The organism is Parcubacteria group bacterium, from assembly GCA_041659505.1.
In the GTDB taxonomy this organism is placed as follows: Bacteria; Patescibacteriota; Minisyncoccia; order Moranbacterales; family UBA2206; genus UBA9630.
Genome location: JBAZYF010000004.1, coordinates 30,355 through 53,057 on the forward strand (window position 1 = coordinate 30,355; position 22,703 = coordinate 53,057).

Below are 22,703 nucleotides of genomic sequence, written 5' to 3' on the forward strand. Positions count from 1 at the left end.
TTACACTTTTTAATCTACCATAAGTCCGCTCGGTGCTCCGGGCGCAGTCATATCACTTTCTCCAGAAACATATTCATAGGCGCCAATGTCCCAGGCACTGCCTTGCGGACGAGGGACACCTAAATTGTCTGCTGTGAAATAGGAGGACAGGGAAACGCCGTGATCCTTAGCAACCACATCTGTTGCAGTCGACGCATAATTCGCATCCAGTGTTGGCTGACTGACTGTGCTGTGCGCATCAAAATTGTAGCCATGACTGGCGGTAGCTGCTTTCCAACCAGCAAAATCATATTGCGCCCAACTACCGTAAGAAAAAACTCCATCTCCGTAATATACATTATAATCACACTGCGCTACTGCATCATAATCATAAGGTTCCACAACAAAGGAGGTGTTGTAAATCAGATTATTTTTAATAATATGCCCGATGTCCATCCCTCCACCCCAACCACCGACTTGCAATGACAATCCCCCATCTAAGCCGATGAAAGTATTATTTGCCACAACGGCATAATTACTGCCCTTTAAATTCATCAATCCATTTCCGCAAGCACCATCAGGATCAACTTCTTTGACTAAAACATTATTATAAATCTCGGGAGAATAAATATAGCCTTCCAGAAAAACCAATGCGGTTGAATTTGTTCCACACATTCCTGAAAAGTTATTTGAATATATTTCCAATCCCTCTAGTCTCGATCCCTCATGCACCGCCCAAGCATGAATTAGGTTTGTGTGAATTTCCGGCGCACCGCTCCATTTGCGACTTTTATGGAAAGTGTTGTCGTGAATTTGCACATCAGACATTGTTTCGTTGGTATTTTGCGAACCGACCGTCACACAACTGTGTCCGCAATCATCACAAACATTTCCGCTGATTTCTGCACCACTCGAACCGGCGCGATAGCCAATATACATTCCATTAGATGCGTCTTTCAAAATATTGTCCTGTAACGTTAGGTTGGTAGAAATTCCATCAAACCCGATGCCGATACAAATATTATTGGCATCCGTTCCTTCCACTCTTTCATACAACGGATAAACGGCTAAATTTTTAACTGTAACATTCGAACCGTTATTGAAAAATACTCCGGCTATGTCGTACTGAAAAGTTCTGGCCGTCCCGTTGTCCGTTGCTTCAATAAGGCCGTTGGTTCCGCCATCAATTGTGATGTAGGATTTGTTACTTCCATAAATCGCCGCATCCCCATTGCTTCCACTTTGGTACCAATGATTTTTGGACATTTTCGCGCCAGTTTCAAAGAATATGGTAATGGGACTCTCTGACGTTCCCGATCCTTGGATTGTGATTGGGGATGAAAAAGTTCCGCAAAGATGCGCGGTGTCTCCAGCACTGATTTTATTTGTGCCACTTCCCCAATTGCCAGAAGTGTTGAGCCATGAGACCGAATGCGCATTCACGCAATCCGCGCCAGTATCGGAGCCTGATACATTTTGAGCAATATACAACTCTTCCGCGTGAGAATCCTCCATCAATCCAAAAATTCCGCAAAAAAGCACTACCAGAAAAAACATTTTTAGTTTTAGCTTTTGCATTTTATTAAAAAATAAATTGCTACCAGTGTTACTTACCTTGTTACGTAACAAGGTACTTACTCCAGTTTTAATCTACGCTCAATCCGCTCGGTGAAACTGGCGGAGTGATATCAGTTTCTCCTTGTAATGGATGCGGATAAATATATGGGGTGTAATCAACGTAAGCGTTATCGCCCGTAGCCGAAAAAATCATATCACCTGCGTTAGGATAGACACTATCATCGGTCGGATAACTAGCTGATGCGCCATTTTGCCCAATGAATGTTTCCTTACCGTGAGTGCAAACATTTCCATGTCCATCAGTCGTGTCTCCTGCTGCGCAGGGAGCGTGGAGGAAATAGTCGCGATCCTGGCGCAGAAACGGGTTGGATGTCGTGACAAGTTCATCACCACAAGTACCAGTTCCACTTCCCGTGCAACAAGCCATCGGAACACCATTGCCGGTACAGTCATAGTTGGTCGGGTATGTCCCGATAGAGCCAACCAGGCCATCATTAAAATCATGCCCGGCATAAATATTATCCCAAACAAAAGTGTTATGCACCTGATCTTCTGCTGGCCAAGCAGTTCGATGTATTGACCAATTATCACTAATATATTCTTCTTCGGAAAAATATATCCGCGGATTATTACTTACTATACTTGAAATGGAGTTATTATAAACTAAATTTGCTGAACCACGGGAGATAAACATAAAATCGATCCGTTTTCCATGTTCGATATTATTATAAAACTCAATGACAGATTGGCCTCTTCGCTGGCAAGAACTGGCTTCCCAATAGCCTGCTCCACCACAACCACCATCCGCGCTTCCGTGCGCCATGAAAGGCGTGCAAGTTTCCAGGCCATCCGGCACATTATCACAATCAAACTCATTATACCTTACAACTAATTTTCCACCATTATTTGTGCCGATTTGTTCTTGAGTATACCCCAGAGTATAATTTGCATCAGAAACAAAATGATTGTCTTCGATAAAAATTGCGTCCACAGTGCCAGCTGCCAGCGAAACCCAAGCGGCATCTGCATTGGTTCTACTACCGGCGCTTATCACAACTCCTTGGATTGAATTATGAAAGTAGTTATGATCAATTAGGCCTTTTATATGATCAAACACTATGGCCTTGTTCCCATAGTAAAAAGTATTATTGTCGATTCTAATATTTCCCCCATCTACTCCGCCCTGCATATCGTGCACATATACAGCGGTGGCAGGAGTCCAATCCATCATTTGAAAAGTAAAGCCACTGACACGAACAAGGCTACTGGCGGTAAAACCGGTAATGTTGAAAAAGCCATTACTCATAGCGCCGTCAGAGATTAAATTCGTATTGTTACCTGAAATTGTCAAAGCCTTGCTGACCGTAAACGCTGATGACCAAGTACACACCGTAAATGCAGGAAAAACAATCGTGTCTCCACTCGAAGCAGCATCGTAGGCTGACTGGGCGTTTTCCAATGAGCAGTCCCCGTCACCATAATCCGCAATATTTATAGTTGCCGCAAAAGAATTTTTTACTAATCCGAAAACCCCGTAGAAAAAAATTATGAGAAAAAAGATTTTTAGTTTTTGCATTTTTTATACCTAAAAAACAGTTTATAAACTATCCTAATTATAGCAAAAAATCACAAAAAAATAAACCTCGTTTTCACGAGATTTAAATCAATAATCAAAATAGAAAAATGTTTCTTACCAGCCTTTTTCTTCCAAGGCTTTTTCAGCCGCATTGCGTTGCGCCTCTTGCTTAGAAAGTCCTTCACCCTTGGCGACCATTTCTTCCCCAACATAGGCACCGACGATAAATTTCTTGTCATGATCTGGACCAGTTTCTTCCAAGACGCGATAGGACGGCGTCACGCCAGCGCGTTCTTGCGCTTCTTCTTGGAAACGGCTTTTGGCATCAAGGTATAGTTTCTTTTCGATGATATTGGGCAACTTGGTCACAACATGTTTCAGGATAAATTTTTTGCAAGCATCATAGCCTTTGGTTTTCTGGTCAAGATAGATCGCCCCAGTGATTGCTTCAAATGCATTTGCCAGCAGATATTGCCGGGCGCGTCCTTTGTCTTTCGCTTCGCCACGACTCATCATTAAAAATTCCTCCACGCCGATTTCCGTGGAAATGGTCGCGAGCATCTCGCCATTCACCAAGGCTGCTCGCCAGTTAGTCATTTCCCCTTCCGGATTATTGGGATAATTATTATAGAGATATTCCGTCACAACCAGCTCCAAAACTGCATCACCCAAAAATTCCAATCGCTCATTATGCTCCAGTTTATAATCCCGATGCTCGTTCAAATAGGACCGATGGGTAACGGCTTGTTGCAAAAGATCCAAATCGTTAAATTTTACCCCGATTTTTTTCGCTAGTTCTTCGATCACGAGAATAGAATTTTCAATTTTCAATTTTCAATTTTCATTGAATTTCCAATTTTTTAATTTCCAATTTCAAAATTTATTGAAAATTAGCTAACTGAAAATTGATTGCAAATTGAGAATTGTGAATTGAGAATTAATATTAAAAATTATTTCTCCTCAACTTTTTTATCACTTTCTTTCTTGATGGTCTTTTTCTTTTTTGTTTGGTCGTCTTTCATCGGCTCGCCCAGTTCGCGATAAATCGTTCCCAGCACACCATTCACAAACCGTCCGGAAGCGTCTCCACCAAAAGATTTGGCCAGCTCAATCGCTTCGTTGATCGCCACTTTCGGCGGGACTTCTTCGTAGTTGCCGAAAAGTAATTCGCAAATTCCCAAGCGCAAGATGTTGCGGTCGACCAGCGTCACTTGATCAAGCGGCCATTCGGGAGCACACTTCTCAATGAGCGGGTCGATTTTATCCTGGTTGTCCAACGTTGTATTGACTAAGGTTTCCACGAACGTACAATCGTCCATTCCAGGCGCAAATTCCTTAATGTTCTTTCGCATAATCTCACTCATCGCCTCTTTTACTCCACCCTTAAAATCCCACTCATAGAGAGATTGCATCGCTATTGACCTGGATAAGTGCCGATTTGCCATTCTTGTTTTTATGAAAAAACTAATTCGCATGTGCGCTTTCGCAGTGCGCTTTTCGCATACTTATTTTTTCTTCGCTTTTCTGGCGAGCTTTTTGGTCGTATCGACCACTTCTTTGCCTTTATATTGGCCACAATTGCTACAAACCATATGGGCTTCAATCTTGGTCTTGCAATTAGGACATTCTACTAGATTTTTTGGGCTAAGTTTATAGAACACTCGAGCTCGGTCTCTGCGGGCCTTAGTATGGCGTTTTCTTGCTACTGGCATAGTTTAAATATAATGGTTAATTTCACCTACGTAATATATCACCAATATTACTATTTGGCAAATACACGCACTGTGGAGACGCCCCGCTGGGGCGTCTTGGCTTGTTGCAATTAATTTTTAGACTATTTTTCCGAAGGCGTAACACTTACGATTGTCACATCATCCACTGGTCGATCGGGTGTTGTCGTTGGGACGTTTTCAATCTTCAATGCAACATCAAGACCACTGACGACTGAGCCAAAAACTGTATAATTTGCTGTAAGCGGTGCCGAAGGACTAGCAGTTACGATAAAAAATTGACTGCCATTGGTGTTTGGTCCAGAGTTGGCCATTGCCAAAGTTCCTTGCGGATAGGTTTCTGTGCCTGCGAGCTCGTCTTTAAATTTATAGCCTGGATCACCTGTTCCCCAGCGATTTTTCATTGCAGCATCTTTTGAGAGCGGATCACCGGCTTGGATCATAAACCCTTTGATCACCCGATGAAATTTAGTATTGTCATAGAAATTCGCCTGAGCTAACTGCAAAAAATTCGTCACCGTGAGTGGTGTCGCTGTGCCATTAAATTTTACTTTAATATCCCCCAAACTCGTCTTGATCGTAGCGAAAGGATATTTCTTGATCAAATCCGAATTGACCACTGGCGCTGTCGGTGCATTTGTACTCATAGCTTTATCTTCGTTTAATGAATTATTTAACCGCGCATTTTCCGCGTCGGTCGCTTTGGCAATATCTTCCTTCGCCTTTTTACTGATATCCAACGGCTTAGTTACGGTCCCAGTCAATTGGTCCGCCGCCTTGTCCGCCGCGCTCCCGTCCCCATTGGAACAGCCAGCTAATATGACTGCCAAAAGCAACACTCCACATAAACCTAAAATTTTCTTTGTTTGCATGAATTTTAAAATTAATTTTTTATCCTGGAACTTACGTAATCGCCAAAAAGTTGTTCGCACGTTTATTTCTTTTAGCATCCCAGGCTTCCGGTAAACCAGTAAGGGAAAGCCAAATTGAGGAAACCGCGCTTTCGAGAATAATTTTTTGGTGATTACGTAAGTTCTGCACTCTTCTTATTTTAACTTTAATTTTAAAAAATGTCGAGAAGCACTACTTTGTCACAACCACCTCGCATTTGTTCTTAGTACTCGCGCAATCATAAACCACATCACTCGACACATCTGTTCGCAAAATTTTAACATTCTCGTTTTTCAATCGTTCCAAAACTTCCGCCGTCGGATGGCCATAACGATTATTTTTCCCCACCGAAATCACGGCTTCACTAGGATGCACAAACTTCAAAAATTGCTCACTTGTAGCTGATTTTGATCCGTGATGAGCAACTTTCAGTACATCGGAATTGAGCGGTAATTTGGCGCCGACCAATTGACTTTCCATTTCTAGCGGAAAATCTCCCGTAAACAGAAAACTATTTTCCCCAAACGTCAGTTTCGCCACGACACTGGCGGAATTTGTATCGTCTTTTTTCAGGCCAGAAATTATGCCATCAGTCGGGCTAAAAATTTCCAGTTGCGCATCATCATCCAATTTTATTTTCATCCCCCGCCGAGCCTTTTGTTTTTCCACTTTTTTATCCTCCGCCGTTTTTTCCAGAGCCGCAAAAATTTGTGACTCACTCTGCGCCCCACTTTCAATCAATTGATCCACAGAATAGTTTTTGAGCACATCAACGAGGCCGGAGATGTGATCCGCGTCCGGATGCGTCGCAATCACCACGTCAATCTTGCGATCCCAAAACGGTACATATTCTCCCAGCTTCTCCAAAAGTTTCGTCCCGCTCGGTCCGCCATCAATGAGGATTTGTTTTTCGCCCTGCGAAATCAAAATGGCGTCACCTTGCCCCACGTCCAAAAACGCTACTTGCAACTTTTGACTCTGCGCGTGAGAAGTCACGCCAAAGAATATCAGACCAAAAGCTAAAAGCGCGCTTAGTGAAAAATAGATTAGTTTGCGGTTTGGCATAATTCTTTATTTGTCCTATGAATTCTCGTCTGAACTGCTATATAGCCGATCCCGCACTCGCCCCCTAGTCACAATCTCTTGAGTGGGAGAAAAATATTCCTTACCGGATTCTTTTTTTATGAAATAGATTACGCCCACTAAAATTATATACCAAACAAGCATTCCTTGCCACGAGAGCCCGACTGTGAGAGCAGAAAATTTGAGATTGGCGAAATAATTGATTACGAGAATTTCATAGCGCAGTGGCAAATATGCCAGCCAAGAAAAAAGGATCGCTAGTGGCTGAAAAATGAAACTAATGGCAATCGCCAAAAAACCGATGAGCATCGTGATGGGCAAAATCGGCAGGACTAAGATATTGGTCACGGGCGAAATGAGCGAGAGGGTTTGAAAGTTGAAAAGAATGATCGGTAAGACAAAAATTTGCGCACTGAGCGACATAAACAAAATCTCAGCAATAAAGGGAACGCCGGCCGGATATTTTTTTAATTTTTCACCGAAATATTTATCCATCAACGGATAGAAATAGACGATACCGATCGTAGCTAGAAACGACAACTGGAATCCGACGTCATAGCGCAGAAGCAGCGGATTCCAGAAAAGCATCACTGCCGCCGAACATAAAATCGCATTGCCCGCATTCGCCAGCCGTCCATTTTTCATCGCATAGAGCAAAAGCGTTCCCATCACCCCCGCGCGGATCGCCGAGGCGGGAAAGCCAGTCATAAGGATAAAAACCCAAATACCGATGAGCGCAAACCAAAACGCTTGCCGCCGCCACAACCCCAAAAAGAATCCCAAAAGCATCAGATATTGCGCCACGATGGTAATATTGTACCCGGAAACCGCCACAATATGCGTCATGCCAGTGCGCGAAAAATTGGCCTGGATTTCTTTGGACAAATTACCACTTCCGCCGATAATGAGGCCTTCCAAAAGGGCAGCTTCCGGCGAAGGAATAAGGGCGTAAATATTTTTGCTAAATTTATTTTTCAACATAACCACCGCACTATAAAACCGATTACCCAAATTCTGACCAGTCTTTTCCAACTGCGGTTTTTGACAAATGTAGAAAATATCTTGCCTGGCCAAATAGGCCCGGTAGTCAAAATCACTGTCCGCCATATTTTTTGGCAACGTAAGCTTACATTGCAAATCCAATTCTTCACCATAGACATATTTCTGATAAGCGCTCTCTTGGATGAGAATGTTGTAATTTATCTCCCCCGCCGTCGCAATATTGCTTTGGCGTGGCGAAGTTGAAGAAAAAACTAGGTCTTGCTGGTTGTCTTTTATTTTCGGCTCCGCCACGATCATTCCCCTCCTGGAAAAATCCACTTCCTCCGGCGCAGCTTCAAATGCTGCTATTTTATCAATCCTAATTTGCGTGACAAAAAAACCAGCTGCAAAAAACAAAAGCGCGAGTGTTATGAAAATCGCGTTTTTATTTTTGTAACAGACAAAAAAGATGATAACCGCCGAAAGCAAAGCAAGCTGCGCAAAAATCGCAGGAATATAATTCGGATAAAAAAAAGAAGCGCCAAAAACGCCCCCAATAAAACTTCCCGACACAGTCAAAAATATTTTCGCTTTGTCCATGAAAATATTATAACAGAAATTATCCAAGCCACTAAAAAGAGCCAGCATAATAAATCTATGCTGGCTCCTATTCCTTGTTGAGGAGGACTTAATTTCTCAACATTAACAAGGCAAAATCGCGGAAAACAAAGTAGTCAGAGAGATAGCGCCAACCCAACTTCACACGGACACTATCTGTATAAAGATACGGAACAAGGTAACCCCTGTTGTCTACAACGACCGACCCCCAGCCAAATACAAATTTTTTGGCAAAATATTTTCGGAAGAAAACAATGCCTCTGTCCTGAATAGCTTTAAGGTCAACAAGATTGCAGCAAGATTCGAGCATCTTATTTTTTTCCAAATACTTATAAATATCATAGCCCCTTGCCGCATCATCCCTCTCCTCATCATAAGCAACAGCTTTGAGCTTGCCCTCCTGTATAGGATGTAGCCAAAGGCTAAGTTTAGTTACCAGAAAACTTGTCGGTCCTTGCAACTCAAGCTCAGGATTTGCAAGTTTTTTTACAAAATCAGGATATTTTGGCGATACGCTGCGGTTAATGCAGATAATTGGATGCTCCATATCCATGATTGCATTACATTTCTTTTCATTAATCATCATAATAACCTCCTTTGTTTCAAATATAGAACGTACAATCAATTGATTTTCGCTACTCGCTATGGCCACAAAACGACTAAAATAATAATTTCATAGCTATAACGGAGCAATATTCGGTTTTTAATGTTCAACTATTAATACTAGCACATTTTTAGGTTTTTGTCAAACCAAAAAACCAAAAAGACCGTAATGAAGCCCTCCATGTATTAAAATAAACCTAAAAACTACTTAACCCCCAGGACATCCACCATCTTCCTCTGCGTACTCTTTCCCCCAACAATCGTGATGAAACTTTTAGCCACGCCAAAATGTTCCGCCAAGATTTTAATCAGCGCATCATTCGCTTTACCATCCACCGGCGGAGCAGTAAGGCGCACGCGATATTCTCCCTCACTGATTTTCTCCACACTGTTTTGCGAAGAGCGTGGACTGACCTTAAGATATATTCTCATTGGTTTTTGGGAAGAAAACATTCTTTAACTTCAAAAGCAGACTTACTACCATAAGAATGACGAGTAAAATATTCATTCCCAGAAAAATATCCCGCACAATCCCAGTCTTCAAATCAGTTCCCAGGTTGATAGCATGAAAAAAAGCAAAAGCATAAAGCACGATGTTCAAAAAATGCGTGACGCGCCAAACGCGATAGGACAGATATTTGCGAAAGAATGATGTAAGAATAAGCGCAAGCATTAGATACATCCCAAGCACACCCAGCGTGACTGCTTCCGGATGATAGCTTGATGCGAACGGCACAAAAATATCCTTGAAGCTAAATTTAAGATATTCATCGCCCAGTAGCACCAAACCGTGGATGAGGGTAAAAAGCAAGGCTTGGACAGAAATCCAGGCATGAAAATTCAAAGAATTAATTGGTTGAAAAAAATTTTTCAAACCCGGAAAACGAATCGCGATGCCGAAAAAAATTGCTAAATATAAAAGCAAAAAAGAAACAAGACCGCCGGCTCTGGTGAGATACCACGCCCATTTTTCCGCTGCCGTTTGCGTCGATTCCCGAACGGTTATATTTTGCACCGCGCTCGGGCTAGTATTATCCAGGGGATTAGTGCCATTCAAAACTTCCGTACCATCCAAAATTCCATCACCATCCGAATCGGCAAGATTAGGATCAGTTTTATAAATCTGCTTTTCGCCTTCATCGGTCAGGCCGTCCAAATCATTGTCAAGAACTGGATCATTTCCATAATCCACCTTTGACTCTTGCGCCAAGGCCACGCCGAAATGCGTTCCTAAAATAATTATTGCGATGATGAGGAGTAGTTTTTTCATAAACTATTCTTGCCAGTTATACCAAATAAAAATTCCTTTTCATCTCTCCCGAAACCCAAGCATTACCACGATAATCTAGAAAAATAGCTCTCAAACTATGCTCGAGTGCAAATTTTTTTCCATTCTCTCTGCCTTTAATAAATAATACTTTCGCCCAAAAATCCGCCTCCACTACTGTCCTAGCCATGACTGTCACTGATTGCAGATCAAAAGAAAAACTTTCCGGAGCTTGCGGATCCACCAAATGATGGAATCTTTTTTCGCCTCTTTGCCATTTGCGTTTTCCGATCCCTGATGTGGCCACGGCCTCATTTTTCAAAATCAATAATATTTTTTCTTCCGCAATTCCCTCAATATCAATTTTCCAATCCTCTCCTTTCTTATCCTTGCCCCAGGCTAGCATATCGCCGCCCGAATCAATAAGAAAATTTTTCCACCCGAATTGTTTCAGCATCTCGCCAGCATTGTCTGTGATATATCCCTTAGCAATTCCCGCAAAATCCATCCGCGCATTGAAAGAAATTTCTTCATCCCAAATGACCAAATCATCCTCCAGTCTGTGCGCATTAATTTTGGGAATGGCCTTTTCTTCTCTGATTGAAAGCAAATTCTCCACTTGCCCAAAATCCTTCGCATATCCAATTTGTTCTAAAATCGTAATCACTCGCGGATCAAACAGACCTTCGCTCAAATCATGATAATGTAATATTTTTTTTGCCACAGCGAGAAAATGTGACGAGGCTTTTGAAAATTTTCCCAAACTGTTATTCAGCTGATTCAGCTCGCTATTTTCCTCAAAACGGCTAAAAATATGCTCAGCCGAAAGATAGAAATCTCGCAGAGCCACCAAATCTTTTTCTGCCGCTTCCTTTAAGCTCTCATTGCAAACCAGCTGAAAATAGATATCCGTCCCGAGCGCTTTGAATCTTTTTTCCACCACCAGCTGTTTTTCCATTTGGTTATTTTTCAAATTGATCCACAATGCCATTGCCATCGTTATCAGTTACGATATACATTTCCGGAATATTCGGATGCGGGTCATTGGGATCCAGGAGACCATCACCATCACTGTCTTTTTGGACAATTGTTTTTGTACTCACATTAGTCGTTACCTCAGTTTTTGTCGAGCCACTGGTTGAAGTTGAGGTGCTTGTTGTTGGACGATCTTCTTCCTCCTCGTCATCATCTGCCAAGGTCAAATTGACCGTAGCCAAAAAAATAACCAGAAAAAGAAAAATCGCTAGAAATATTTTTGCTTTTTTTTCGTTCATAATTTTACGATTTTTTTGTTGTACTACTACTTTTGCTTGGGCTTGGTTTAGTCACTGCGGTGTTGGTTGTTGTCGTTACCTGTTGAGTTTGCAACGCTTGCGGAGTGCTGTTCAGTTGACGCAACTTATTCTCTCGGTCAGCCGAAATGGCATTTTGCGTATCCAGAATTTTTGCGTCAAGCGGATCAAGCGTTGCATCTGTGCTCGTCTCCAGTGCCAAATTTTTCTGATCCTGATTTTTAATCACAAAAACTGCGATAATCATCAGTAGGATATTGATCGTAAAGACTAAAATTTTAGTAAGATGTTTTTGCATAAATATTTATCTGTCATTCCCGCGAAGGCGGGAATCCAGGTTCCACTAGTTATAAACTCTATAAAATCGAGATACAAGTCTTGGTGCCTTCCCGTTTCAGATAGTCTTGAATTTTAATAATTCGTTTTTTCTTAATTTTGAATCTGAGGTGCCTAGATTCCCGCCTTCGCGGGAATGACATGAGCCTGAAACCTCCGCAAAATTATAGCAGAAATCGATATTGCTGGCAATGGTCTGTCCGCAATCCTTTGCTAGCGTCTAATTCCCATCTTCTCAAAATTATCCCCAATTTGCGCTTGGATCTTTTCCAGATTGATTTTCTGGCCTTTCGTCTTTTGCTTCAGATTTTTATCCAAAATCACGTCCTCGCGATATTCTTGTAAATAGTAGGCCATAGCGCCTTTTAGCCACTCAGCAATCACCAAAAAATCTTTTTCCCTATGGATACCCGGCACGACCGTCGTACGAAATTCATAGGGCAGACGACTATTTTTGATCAACTCAACGCTTAATTTTATCCGCTCCGTGTCCACTTTCACACCGACCGTTTCGCCATATCGTCCAAGCTGATTTTTAATATCCATCGCCACAAAATCCAACAGTTTTTCATCTAGCAGTTTTTTCAAAATATCCGGTCGTGCGCCGTTTGTGTCCAGTTTTATGCGAAAACCCAATGCGCGCACTTTTTGGACAAACTCGATCAAATCCGGTTGCAAAGTTGGCTCACCGCCCGTAATGCAAACTCCTTCCAGTTTGCCGATTCTTTTTTTCAAAAATGCGAAAAACTCCCGTTCCGTTTTATTCTCCATTCCTGATGTCTTGATACCCGCGCCCAAAACCAATTCCGGATTATGACAAAACGGACACCGAAAATTACAGCCAACAGTAAAAACGGTGGTTGCCAAGGTTCCGGGAAAATCAATCAAAGTTAATTTTTGATAGCCGCCGATGTTCATACTAATAATTTATGTTAGAAAATTTTGTTTATATCCCCTTCGCCCTCCGGGAGAAGGTGGCCGAAGGCCGGATGAGGGAAAGGGCTTAATATTAGGCAAAAGCTAAATTAGCACAGACTGTTTTTGATTTATAGCCCTTGCCCTAACCTGTCACGTGCTCGTGACATCCTCTCCCGAGGGGCGAGGAGGAAAATAAATATAATTCAGGGCAATCCCGAAAAATTCAAGATTGCCCCGCTATCTTTCTATTATTTAGCAACAAGCAACGCCGTCCAGCTTGAATTCCTTGCGATCATCAAATTCCGCTTGTTTGCCTCCGTTCCATTGCGCTACCGGTCGGATATAGCCTACTACTCGAGAATAGACTTCGGTTCTTTGAAAATTACGTAGCACTGGATCGGCCTCATGACAACTCTTACACTTACAAAACTCTCCACTCTCTACGACATAACTCATATACTCTTCGTCCATCTTCAGCTCTCGGCCACAATCGTGGCAAATTTGTTTTTGCATATTGTTTTTTTAATTTATTATTTTATTTTGAAAAAAATTATTTTTTCTTTTCTACTTTAAATTCCTTGCGATCATCGAACTCTGCTTGCTTGCCACTGTTCCATTGCTCGACCGGTCGAATGTACCCTACAACACGGGAATACACTTCGGCTTTTTGCTCTGCGACGCACTTAGGACAATATGGATGCTCACCATTGATGTAGCCATGCACCGGGCAGATACTGAAAGTTGGCGTGAGGGTGAAATATGGAAGGGCATAGTTTTCCGCAATCTTGCGCACTAATTGCTTGGTCGTTTCGATGTCCCAAATGCGCTCTCCCAAAAATCCATGCAGCACCGTTCCGCCGGTATATTTCGTCTGCAATTTATCCTGCAGATCCAACGCTTCAAAAATATCTTCTGTGTGCTGGACTGGCAATTGCGATGAATTGGTGTAATATGGTTCAGCATTCTTCTCCTTAACTTTCTGGTCGTTGGCAAAAATAATATCCGGATGCTTTTTCTTGTCCATCCGCGCCAAGCGGTACGAAGTACCTTCGGCCGGCGTTGCTTCGAGATTATAGAGATTACCGGTTTCTTTTTGATAGCCGATGATTCTTTTGCGCATATGCGTCAGGATTTCTTCTGCCATTTTTTGTCCAGCCGGAGTCGTAATATCTTTCCCAATCAGATTAAGGAGCGCTTCGTTCATGCCGACTAGACCGATTGTCGAGAAATGATTCGCCCAATATTGTCCACGGCGCATTTTGATCGGTGCCAGATAGAATTTGGTATAAGGATAAAGTCCGCCCTCGGTCAGTTTTTCTACCATCGTGCGTTTTGTCTCAAGACTCTCTTGCGCCAGATCCATTAGATGATTGAGTTTTGCCAAAAATTCTTGTTTGTTTTTTGCAATATATCCCAAGCGAGGCAGATTGATTGTCACCACGCCGATCGATCCAGTCAGTGGATTGGCACCAAACAGTCCGCCACCGCGCTTGTGCAATTCCCGATTATCCAAACGCAACCGGCAACACATCGAACGCGCATCATCAGGATCCATATCTGAGTTCACAAAGTTGGCAAAGTACGGAATACCATATTTAGCAGTCATTTCCCAAATCGCATCGAAACGCTTATCTGTCCAGTCAAAATCTTTGCCGATGTTATAGGTCGGGATGGGGAAAGTGAAAATCCGGCTGGCAGCGTCCCCCTCTGTCATCACTTCGGCAAATGCCTTATTGATCAGATTCATCTCTTCTTGGAATTCACCATAAGTTTCTTTCTGGGGAAAACCGCCAAAAATCACTGCTTCATTTTTCAAGTTCTTGGGACAAGTGATGTCCATCGTGATATTAGAAAATGGCGTTTGGAATCCCACGCGCGTCGACACATTCATATTAAACACGTAAGACTGAATTTCTTGCTTAACCTCAGCATAAGTCAATTTATCATAGCGCACGAATGGAGCGAGCAAGGTGTCAAAATTGGAAAAAGCTTGCGCGCCGGCCACTTCACCTTGCGTCGTATAGGTAAAATTGACCATTTGTCCCAAAATTGAACCCAAGTGTTTGGCTGGTTTGCAAGCCACTTTTCCTGGCACACCAGTAAACCCACGGCGCAAAAGATCTTGCAAATCCCAACCGCAACAATAGGCTGCCAACAGTTGCAAATCATGAATGTGGAAATCTCCGCCCTCATGTGCCTCACGGATCGCTCTGGTGTACACACGATTCATCCAATATTTCGAGCTGACAATCGAGGAAATGTAATTATTAAGACCTTGGAGCGAATAAGCCATATTGGCGTTTTCTTTCACTTTCCAGTCGATTTCTTGGATATATTTATCCACCAGATTGACCGCCTCATCCAATGATTCCTGCGCTTCGCGATTTTTGCGATGTTGTTCGCGATAAAGGATATAGGCCTTGGCAGTTTCTTCAAAATCCAAAATCATCAGCACTCTTTCCACCAGATCCTGGATCTCTTCGATCTCCGGCACATAACCTTTTTTATGTTTTCGCCCCAAAAGCTTCACCACTTTTTCCGTCACTTTCTTGGCATCATCCGCCGTACCTTCTTTGGTCGTCACAAAAGCCTTCGCCACTCCTTTAGTAATTTTCGCCTGGTCAAAATTCGCCACATTGCCATTACGCTTGATGACTTTTTTGATTTCTATATCCCCGCCCGCATCGCTACGCGAAGCGTTGCGGGCGGGCCCGCCTGATTTCTTCACTTCATTCCCCTTGCCGCTTTTTTTCACTTTTTTTGCCATACAGTTTTTGTTATTTTTTATTTCAATTAGCCCCCTAAAAAATTATTTATCAAATGTATCCAACTCCCGCTTAAAACTTTCGATATTCGCAAATGATTTATAGACACTAGCAAACCGCACATAGGCCACTTCATCCAACTCGCGCAGTTTTTTGAGAATGAGCTTGCCGATTTCGCGCGAAGTGATTTCTGGTTTTTCTCTTGAACGAATTTCGTACTCAATTTCTCCGATAAATTTGGCAATCTTCTCTTCCGAGACTGGACGTTTCTCAAGCGCCTTACGCACTCCTGTCTCGATCTTTGGCCGGGAATAGTCCACCCGTGTGCCATTCCTCTTTAGTACTGAGAGGCGCAAGAGTTCGACTTCCTCGTAAGTACTAAAACGCGCTTCACATTTCAGGCATTCGCGCCTTCGGCGTGTAATCTTGCCCTCATTGGTTTCCCGCGAATCGACGACCTTGGTTTCAGTATTATTACAAAACGGACAATTCATACTTTTTTCTCTTTTTATACTATATATAGTGTACCGCCATAGAATTATACCACAACCGAAATTCCTGACAAGGGGCACATTTCAAGCCAAAAACAAGAGTTATCCACAGGGGGGAATTTTGATTATTTTCCCCGCACCCCAAATTTCGCAACGATAACTGCTAATGGACAATAACCGGTCAAGGAAAAGTTAATCAGCATCGCGCCGACCAAGAGTGTGAAATAGCGAAAATTAGGATGACCGGCCAAGGACATTACTTCCGAAAGCACTACAAAAATTCCGGCAATCAAAAAAACGATTCTTTCCACATACCAACGATCGGTTTCTTGACGATAAATTTTCTTTTGCATATTTTTATTCTGAATGACTTACGCATTTGCCCAAGTCAGCCGTATTGGCTAAAAAATCCTGTTTGAGAATGCCTTTTTTCTTCAAAATTTTCCATTGGTTGCCGCTTCTTGAGGGGAAATTTTAAAAAGAAAAAAGAGCGTTCGAGTAATTTTTTTAGCCAATACGGCTGTGAGGTGAAATGCATAACTCCTAGTCTAAATGTTTAGCTCGCATTGAAGTGTCCCATTTTTTATGTTCAACCATATAATAGATGATTGGAAAAACCACCAAAGTGAGAAAAGTTGAAGCCGTGAGACCGAAGATGAGCGCCCAGGCCAGCCCTTCCCAGACCGGATCAGTTATGATTGTGAGCGATCCCAAAATGGCCGTAAGCGAGGTCAGGGTGATCGGAAGCAAACGAATTCTACCTGTTTCAACCAAAGCCTCAATCATTGGCTTGCCAAGCTTTTTGAGCGGTTCGAGATATTCGAGATATATGACCGTATTTTTGACGGAAAGCCCCGCAAGTGCAATGACGCCAATCATCGACGTTGCATTAAAATAGGTGCCTTTGAGGGCGTTAAGGATTGCAAAGCCGGGAAAAACTCCAATGAGACCAAGCGGAATACTTACCATCAAAAGAAGCGGCACAAAGAGTGATTCGGATTTGGCGGCCAAGACAAAATAGATGAGAAAAATCGCCACCCCCATCGCCAGTCCCAAGTCGCGAAAAACTTCCAAGGTCAATTTCCACTCGCCGTCGATTTTGACAAAATAATGCTCATGCGTCTGCGTGTTTTCATATTCCGCACCGAGCAGATTCCAAGCTACTACTTTCCCATTGCCATCCGGCAATTTATATTTGAGAAGCTTGGGGAAAAAATCCAAAACAGCATACACAATACTGCGATTATTCATCTCGGCGGAAAGATAGGTCGCTTGCCGGCGATCATCAGACAAAATTGGCAGATCGGTTGCACTGTCGGTTTTTTCAATAATTTCCAAAAGTGGCACACTCGTACCATTTCGTGAGGGAATTTCAATTTTCGCTAGATCCTCCTCTGTGTTGCGATCATCTTTTGGCAAACGCAAGATGATATATTCTTGCTCCGGTTTGCGCGAGTTGCCCGGCGTCACTTCATGATATTGTCCGACCGCAAAGCCAGATAGCGCCACATGCAAAAGCGTCGAGATGTCAGTCGGAGCGACGCCTAAAAGCTCCGCTTTATCGGTCCGGATGCGATAAGTATAATCCAATGTCCGCTCGGGAGTAGAAAGGTCGAGATCAATGACACCTGGGATATTTTCAATTTCTGCTTCGAAATCGCGCGCCATCTGTTCACGATTTTTTTCGTCCCTACTCTCAATTTTTAGCAAAAATGTCGCCAATACCGGCGGTCCCGGCGGATCCTCGACGATGCGCATCTTAATATTCGGATGTTCGCTCAGATATGGACTGGTCACATTAACAAATTCCTGCGCAAGCTTTTCTGAACTAATATTGCGCTCATTGCTTTCGGTCAGATTCACCCTGAGCGTCGCTTGGTTTTGAAACAGACGGAAAGAACTACCCCGGAAAAGTCCATTGAAATCCACCACGGGCGCCTCACCCACAAAGCTCTCCACATTTTGCACTTCCGAATTTTCCAAAATCAGCTCCTCGATAGATTTAGCGTCAGCTTGCGTCTCACCCACAGCTGTGCCATTGGGCAGATTGATATAAACATAGACTTGATTTTTGTCCGCTTTCGGAAGCATCCGAAAAGGCACAAGCGGAGTGAGTGGCAAGATGAGAGAAAAAACAAAAATAACCGCGACCACGCTAATTATTTTTTTCCTTCTCCCGGCCGTTGCTAAAAAATATTTGAGCCATTTTGTATAGCGCTCTTCCAATTTTTTAAACTGGCGGAAGAAAAAACCTTCCTCATAGCTTTTTCTCTTAATATTGGGATCATTTTTTGGTGTAAAAATCAACGCGAGATAGGGATTGATCGAAACAGAAAAAATAAGTGAAGCAAACAAAGCGGCCGGCACGAAAAACGGAATCGGCGCCATGTATGGTCCCATCATTCCGGTCACAAACGCCATCGGGATGAAAGCGATCGCCATCGTGAGTGTGGAAAGCGCCAGTGCCCCACCCACTTCATCCACCGCTCGTACAATTAATTTTATCCGATTCTCCTGCGGGTAGAGTCGAAAATAGCGCGCCACATTTTCAATCACCACGATTGCGTCATCGACTAAAAGCCCTAAGGAAAGAATGAGGGCAAACAGTGTAATGCGGTTAACAGTTTGCCCAGCCAAAAGTCCCACACCAAACACGGCCAAAAGAACCAAGGGGATAGAAACCGCCGCCGTCATTGCGTTACGAAAACCCAAAAACAGCATAAGGAGTACCGCCACAACGAGGATCGATTTGGTCAGATCGAAAGTCAGTTTGCTAATTTCTTCACTCGAAGTTTTGCCTTCATCGCGCAGCACTTCAACTTTGACATCTTGAGAGATCATCGTGCCTTTGAATTTTTCCAATTTCCCTATAACATCAGAAGAAACGGTTGTGGCATTGGTTCCCTTAAGCTTAGAAAGAGCAATGTGCACCACTGGCACATCCGCCTCGTTTTTCTTTGCCACTGAAACAAAACTAGTAATTTCTCCCGGACCGTAAGTAATCTCCGCGATATCTCCCAAACGCAAAATCGCACCTCCCTCTTGACGCAAAACTAAATTTTTCAAATCTTCCACATTCCGAATATTTCCAGAAACATCCAAAAGTGGATTTCTTTTTGCTCCTTCGATTGGATTGACACTAAAAACACCGTTTGCACTAGTTATCGCTCCCATAATTTCAAAAAGAGAAATATTCCTTGCTGACAGTTCCCCCGCGCGCGGTTCCACAAAAAGATTATTGATCCGCCCACCTTTAATCTCGACTTTTGATATGCCCTTCGCCTGCTTGAGTTCATCAGAAACATCAAAAGCTAATTTCCGCAAAGTACTTTCCGATAATATACCAGAAGATAATCCAATATCCAAAATTGGCACATCATCCGGATCAATCGCTTGGACGACGGGATCCATCGCGCCCGCTGGTTTCAGTCCAATATTATCCTGTAATTTTTGGTTCAGCTCAACTTTAGCATTCTCTAAATCAGACCCGACTAAAAATTTCACCATCACCATACTCCGCCCACCCGGAAAAGTTTGCGAAGAAATATTGTCAATCTTCGTCAACTCGGAAATTTTATCCTCCATAGGACGGGTGATCAGCTCATAAATCTCAGACGCGTCCGCATTGGGAAAATCGGTCGTGATGATAAACGCCGGGGCGACGATTTCCGGATTATACTGCTTGGGCGTGAGAATAAAAGAAAATGTCCCCCAAACCGCAATCACAATGATAGCTAAGATGGACAACTCTTTTTTTTGCAAAAACAACCGGGTAATTTTCCCCGCCAAGCCTAATTTTTCTTTGTGCGTATCATCAAAAGATTGGTCATTATTATGCATATTATTTTAATTTCACGATTTAAGCGTTTACTCGAGTCAGCCGTATTTTTCTAAAAAAATCCTGCCTGAGAAGGCCTTTTTTCTTCAAAATTTTCCATTGGTTGCCTTTGATAGAGGGAAAATTTTGAAGAAAAAAGAGCCTTCGAGTTATTTTTTTAGAAAAATACCGGCTGCGAGGTGAAAAGCGTAACTCCTGAGTTTTGTAGCCCTATCTGACTTAGTACTCATTATTCATCTGAAACCACATCTCCATCCAGCAAAAAATACTGCCCTTCTATGATGATTTTTTCGCCTGCCGTAATCCCGGAAAGTACCTCGCGCAATTCGCCGAACGAATCACCTAGCGTAATTTTATTTTTCGTAACTGTTCCATCTGCTTTTAAGCTAAACACAAAAGTATCATCATACTCGCGCAAAATTGCTTCTTCGGGAATAAGAATAACCGCGCGCGAACTTCCCACAGGCACAGCCACGGTTGCATATTGCCCAAGCGAAAGCGCTCGAATGTTTTCTGCGGCGGAAAATCGGATCCGCATGATAGATTTTTGCGTCGCCGTTCCGACTGATTGCGCAGTAGAAAAAACGTAGCCGGACAATGACAAGTTTTTTTGTCCTTCGGGATAAACTGATACGGAAATGTTTTTTGAGCTATTTCCCGCCACCGAACTGGGAACCGAAACACTTACTTCCAACTCAGTTGGCGAAGCAATCGCATAGAGCGGTGTCCCCGGAGCGGCAAAAGAACCAACGGAAAAATATTTTCTTGTGATAACTCCGGAAAAAGGCGCGGTAATAGTGGCGTTTTTCGCCGCAATATGCGCTACCAATTCCCCGCCTTGAGCCGCGGCCTCATTCGCCTTCGCACCGGAATTTTGCAAATCACGCATTTTTTTTGCGCTATCCAATCCTTCTTCGGCAATTTTTACGTCTTTTTTTGTCACATCGCTATTGGAATAGCTTTCCTTGGTTTTTTTGAGCGACGCCTCGGCTTCATCCACTTTTTGATCATAGAAATCTTTTGTGTCCCGAACAGTTTTTTTGATTGCATCAAGCGTCATTAGCGCACTCTGATCCATCGCCGCAAGTTCACTACCATCAAGCACAGCAAGCACCTCTCCCGCGCGCACCACGTCACCCTCTTCTTTCAAGAGCTTCGTCACATACCCGCCAGCCTTAGGCGAAACATCAGCTTGTTTTGCGCCGCTGACAAACCCTGAGAAATCTCGCGTCGGCTGAAAATCGGACTCCGTCGCAACAATGGTCTTGACGTTTTTAATCGAGTTACTAGTTTCAGATGTCTCCTCTCCCTTGGCAAAAAAAGCGCCTCGAATAAGATAAAAAAATGCAAACATAGCTAGCGTTCCGATGAGATATCTTTTTTTCATAATGATTGAGGCTTACGCACTTACCCGAGTCAGCCGTATTTTCTAAAAAAATACTGTCTGAGAATGCCTTTTTTCTTCAAAATTTTCCACCGGATGCCGTTGATTGAGGGAAAGTTTTGAAAAGAAAAAAGAGCGTTCGAGTCATTTTTTTAGAAAATACGATTGCGAGGTTAAATGAGTAAATTCCGATGGTAATTTATTTTTTAATTATTTCTTTCAAAAGTCTGCCCAACTTATTCCTATCACTGGTTTTCATTTTCGCAGCGCAATCAACTAAACTCTGTTCGGTATATCCAGTCATCACACGTTCAAACGCCGCCTTGGCCGCTTTCATCTGGATCAGCACGGAAAAACAATCCTGGTTTTTTTCCGTAAGCATCTTTTTGATTCCCTCCAGCTGACCGATGACATTATTGATCAACTGCTCGTTACTTTTTGACATATTTTTTTAAAAGTTAATACTTAGTGATTCCAAGTCTAACATACACCCCCTGGGGGTGTCAAGGGTTTACTAGTTTTCCTTCGCCTTGCAAACAAAAACACTCCCAAAAAAGAGTGCTTTTGATCAGATTCTATTGCAGAATCATATTACCACTACCTATTTATCAACTATAACAACAAATAAACGCGCTGCTGGCTCGTGAGTCAAACAGCCCAATCATTAGATTCTTTTTTGTACGCCACCATTTTCAGATTGATTTAGGTATTTTTTTAAAAAATCTTCTCTCGTCATGTGAGCACTCCTAGTAGTTTTACCTATCGCAGATCCATCAGTTTCATCAATGACAAAACCAAACTTCTCTATAATTTTTGGATGTCTTGCAATAATCCATGATTCTCCTTTGACCATTTCTATATCTTTATTTTTATTCACAATCTCAGCTAATATTTCCAACCCGTTTTTAAGTTTCACAATAGTTTCACCCAAAGATTCTCTCGGCCGTATATGTATCTCCGCGATATTTTTCTTCATATGACAGACGAGCAATTCATTGATTTGTATTCGTTCAAAATCATCCAAAGGATCCTTCTCGTTAAGTTCCGGGTATTTGATTGTTAAATCAACCAATGGCTTAATCAATTTAAACACTTGTTCGATAAATTCTCTCTTATCTTTTATGTTCGCGCATTGATCTAATTCTACGCCGATCGTGTTTTCAACTCCATGTAGTTTCATAATCCTCGCCAAATTCTCTTTCATGGAATCTACTCGCTCCTTCCCTTTCTGATAAGTCTTAAAAATGACACCGATTTTGGTTTTTACCACGACATACTCCCTTTCCTTTTCTATATCCTCATGAGATTTTTGCAGTTCCTTTTTCCCATCAGAACTCTCCTGTTTTAAAATTTCTTCTCTCATTTTTTTAAGC

Annotated in this window: 23 protein-coding genes; all 23 read right to left on the reverse strand. The window is 42.5% G+C overall.

The window, feature by feature from the left end; all coding sequences use genetic code 11:
* Window positions 1–9: 9 nt before the first annotated feature.
* Window positions 10–1,557 (reverse strand): choice-of-anchor Q domain-containing protein, encoded by a 1,548-nt coding sequence (locus WC848_05555; GenBank protein MFA5962121.1) that lies wholly within the window; start codon window positions 1,555–1,557, stop codon window positions 10–12.
* A 67-nt stretch (window positions 1,558–1,624) separates the two neighbouring features.
* Window positions 1,625–3,133, reverse strand: coding sequence for a hypothetical protein (locus WC848_05560; GenBank protein ID MFA5962122.1), 1,509 nt, complete (start codon window positions 3,131–3,133; stop codon window positions 1,625–1,627).
* A gap of 114 nt (window positions 3,134–3,247) precedes the next feature.
* Window positions 3,248–3,964, reverse strand: a complete 717-nt coding sequence (gene rnc / locus WC848_05565; protein ID MFA5962123.1) for a ribonuclease III — start codon at window positions 3,962–3,964, stop codon at window positions 3,248–3,250.
* A 119-nt stretch (window positions 3,965–4,083) separates the two neighbouring features.
* A complete protein-coding gene (gene nusB / locus WC848_05570; protein MFA5962124.1) occupies window positions 4,084–4,578 on the reverse strand; it encodes a transcription antitermination factor NusB in 495 nt (164 codons plus the stop codon).
* A 60-nt stretch (window positions 4,579–4,638) separates the two neighbouring features.
* Window positions 4,639–4,845, reverse strand: a complete 207-nt coding sequence (gene rpmF, locus WC848_05575) for a 50S ribosomal protein L32 (GenBank protein MFA5962125.1) — start codon at window positions 4,843–4,845, stop codon at window positions 4,639–4,641.
* A gap of 122 nt (window positions 4,846–4,967) precedes the next feature.
* Window positions 4,968–5,735, reverse strand: a complete 768-nt coding sequence (locus WC848_05580) for a peptidylprolyl isomerase (GenBank protein MFA5962126.1) — start codon at window positions 5,733–5,735, stop codon at window positions 4,968–4,970.
* A 211-nt stretch (window positions 5,736–5,946) separates the two neighbouring features.
* Entirely contained in the window at window positions 5,947–6,819 is an 873-nt protein-coding gene (locus WC848_05585) for a ComEC/Rec2 family competence protein (protein MFA5962127.1), read from the reverse strand.
* Window positions 6,820–6,834: 15 nt separating this feature from the next.
* Complete coding sequence (locus tag WC848_05590; GenBank protein ID MFA5962128.1) at window positions 6,835–8,418, reverse strand: ComEC/Rec2 family competence protein; 1,584 nt, start codon at window positions 8,416–8,418, stop codon at window positions 6,835–6,837.
* Window positions 8,419–8,506: 88 nt separating this feature from the next.
* Window positions 8,507–9,022 (reverse strand): hypothetical protein, encoded by a 516-nt coding sequence (locus WC848_05595; GenBank protein MFA5962129.1) that lies wholly within the window; start codon window positions 9,020–9,022, stop codon window positions 8,507–8,509.
* A gap of 221 nt (window positions 9,023–9,243) precedes the next feature.
* On the reverse strand, window positions 9,244–9,471 hold the full coding sequence (locus WC848_05600) for a DUF167 domain-containing protein (protein MFA5962130.1): 228 nt from the start codon (window positions 9,469–9,471) through the stop codon (window positions 9,244–9,246).
* Window positions 9,455–10,309 carry a ferric reductase-like transmembrane domain-containing protein gene (locus WC848_05605; GenBank protein MFA5962131.1) on the reverse strand — a complete coding sequence of 285 codons (855 nt, stop codon included), beginning with the start codon at window positions 10,307–10,309 and terminating at the stop codon, window positions 9,455–9,457. Before WC848_05605 ends, WC848_05600 begins: the two co-directional genes overlap by 17 nt.
* Before the next feature lie 16 nt (window positions 10,310–10,325).
* Window positions 10,326–11,303, reverse strand: coding sequence for an FAD:protein FMN transferase (locus WC848_05610; protein MFA5962132.1), 978 nt, complete (start codon window positions 11,301–11,303; stop codon window positions 10,326–10,328).
* Window positions 11,269–11,580, reverse strand: a complete 312-nt coding sequence (locus WC848_05615; protein MFA5962133.1) for a hypothetical protein — start codon at window positions 11,578–11,580, stop codon at window positions 11,269–11,271. Before WC848_05615 ends, WC848_05610 begins: the two co-directional genes overlap by 35 nt.
* A 4-nt stretch (window positions 11,581–11,584) precedes the next feature.
* Window positions 11,585–11,896, reverse strand: a complete 312-nt coding sequence (locus WC848_05620; protein ID MFA5962134.1) for a hypothetical protein — start codon at window positions 11,894–11,896, stop codon at window positions 11,585–11,587.
* A 251-nt stretch (window positions 11,897–12,147) separates the two neighbouring features.
* Window positions 12,148–12,852 (reverse strand): anaerobic ribonucleoside-triphosphate reductase activating protein, encoded by a 705-nt coding sequence (locus WC848_05625; GenBank protein MFA5962135.1) that lies wholly within the window; start codon window positions 12,850–12,852, stop codon window positions 12,148–12,150.
* Window positions 12,853–13,104: 252 nt separating this feature from the next.
* Window positions 13,105–13,365, reverse strand: a complete 261-nt coding sequence (gene nrdD / locus WC848_05630) for an anaerobic ribonucleoside-triphosphate reductase (protein MFA5962136.1) — start codon at window positions 13,363–13,365, stop codon at window positions 13,105–13,107.
* 37 nt (window positions 13,366–13,402) lie between these two features.
* The gene (locus WC848_05635; GenBank protein ID MFA5962137.1) at window positions 13,403–15,619 is read right to left on the reverse strand and encodes a ribonucleoside triphosphate reductase; all 2,217 of its coding nucleotides are present in this window, start codon (window positions 15,617–15,619) and stop codon (window positions 13,403–13,405) included.
* A gap of 42 nt (window positions 15,620–15,661) precedes the next feature.
* The gene (gene nrdR / locus WC848_05640; GenBank protein ID MFA5962138.1) at window positions 15,662–16,111 is read right to left on the reverse strand and encodes a transcriptional regulator NrdR; all 450 of its coding nucleotides are present in this window, start codon (window positions 16,109–16,111) and stop codon (window positions 15,662–15,664) included.
* 122 nt (window positions 16,112–16,233) lie between these two features.
* Window positions 16,234–16,461, reverse strand: coding sequence for a DUF2892 domain-containing protein (locus WC848_05645; protein ID MFA5962139.1), 228 nt, complete (start codon window positions 16,459–16,461; stop codon window positions 16,234–16,236).
* 190 nt (window positions 16,462–16,651) lie between these two features.
* On the reverse strand, window positions 16,652–19,948 hold the full coding sequence (locus WC848_05650) for an efflux RND transporter permease subunit (protein MFA5962140.1): 3,297 nt from the start codon (window positions 19,946–19,948) through the stop codon (window positions 16,652–16,654).
* Window positions 19,949–20,175: 227 nt separating this feature from the next.
* Window positions 20,176–21,333 carry an efflux RND transporter periplasmic adaptor subunit gene (locus WC848_05655; protein ID MFA5962141.1) on the reverse strand — a complete coding sequence of 386 codons (1,158 nt, stop codon included), beginning with the start codon at window positions 21,331–21,333 and terminating at the stop codon, window positions 20,176–20,178.
* Window positions 21,334–21,529: 196 nt separating this feature from the next.
* A complete protein-coding gene (locus WC848_05660) occupies window positions 21,530–21,775 on the reverse strand; it encodes a metal-sensing transcriptional repressor (GenBank protein ID MFA5962142.1) in 246 nt (81 codons plus the stop codon).
* 219 nt (window positions 21,776–21,994) lie between these two features.
* Window positions 21,995–22,693 carry a hypothetical protein gene (locus WC848_05665; protein ID MFA5962143.1) on the reverse strand — a complete coding sequence of 233 codons (699 nt, stop codon included), beginning with the start codon at window positions 22,691–22,693 and terminating at the stop codon, window positions 21,995–21,997.
* Between the last annotated feature and the right edge of the window lie 10 nt (window positions 22,694–22,703).